Origin of the sequence: Nocardioides sp., from assembly GCF_004803405.1 — a bacterium.
Lineage (GTDB): Bacteria > Actinomycetota > Actinomycetes > Propionibacteriales > Nocardioidaceae > Nocardioides > Nocardioides vastitatis.
In genome coordinates this window covers 1-1,112 of the sequence record NZ_SSXI01000040.1, presented here as the reverse complement: position 1 = coordinate 1,112, position 1,112 = coordinate 1, and the positions used below count along the sequence as shown (strand labels likewise).

Below are 1,112 nucleotides of genomic sequence, written 5' to 3'. Positions count from 1 at the left end.
TTGGTCGAGATCCTGCGACGACACGGTCTGATCTGTAGATGGACGAAGGCCTCCCCGGTGTGGAGTGGAGCTGTCTAGGAACCGCTCCGTCACCCAGGAGGCCTTCGTGTCCCACGCTACCCACGCCAACGCAGCTCTGACCCCCCGCGCCCGACTCAGCCTCGCGCGGCTCATTGTCGACCACGGCTGGCCGCCAGCTCGTGCCGCCGAGCGCTACGACGTCTCCTGGCGCACGGCGAAGAAGTGGGCTGACCGCTACCGCCGCGAAGGCCCGGCAGGGATGATCGACCGGTCTTCGGCGCCACGGAACCAGCCGAATCGGACGCCGGCACCCGTAGTGCGCAAGATCGTGCACCTGCGTTGGAAGCAGCGACTCGGCCCGGTCGAGATCGCCGACCGGCTCGGCATGGCCTCCTCGACCGTTCACGCCGTGCTGGTGCGGTGTCGGATCAACCGCCTGTCCCACATCGACCGAGCTACCGGTGAGCCGATCCGCCGCTACGAGCATGAAGCACCGGGCGACCTGATCCACGTCGACGTCAAGAAGCTCGGCAAGGTCCCTGACGGCGGTGGTTGGCGCTACGTCGGCCGTCAGCAAGGCCTGAAGAACAAGACGGCGACGGTCGAGCGGACCGGCACACCACGCAACAAGTGGCGCAACCCGCTGATCGGCATCTGCTACCTGCACACCGTGATCGATGACTATTCCCGCGTCGCCTATGTCGAAGCACGCAACGACGAGACCAAGGAGACCGCGACCGACGTCCTCCGCAACGCGGTCGCGTGGTTCGCCGAACGCGGGGTCATCGTCAAGCGCGTGCTCAGCGACAACGGCAGCTGCTACAAGTCCCATCTCTGGCGAGACACCTGCACGGACCTGGGCATCACGCCGAAGAGGACCCGCCCTTACCGTCCGCAGACCAACGGGAAGATCGAGCGCTTTCACCGCACATTGGCCGAGGGCTGGGCGTTCAAGAAGTTCTACAACTCCGAGTCAGCCCGGCTCGCGGCTCTGCCAGCATGGGTCCACGAGTACAACCACCACCGGCCCCACTCAGCGATCGGGCAGGCGGCGCCCATCACCAGGTTGAACAACCTGGCTGGGCATCACA

1 protein-coding gene is annotated in these 1,112 nt (G+C 65.9%); it reads left to right on the top strand.

Annotation, left to right across the window (positions count from 1 at the left end):
* Nucleotides 1-106 precede the first annotated feature (106 nt).
* Nucleotides 107-1,112: IS481 family transposase (locus E7Z54_RS02890; RefSeq protein WP_136431506.1), on the top strand; the 1,006-nt coding region annotated here is incomplete at its 3' end.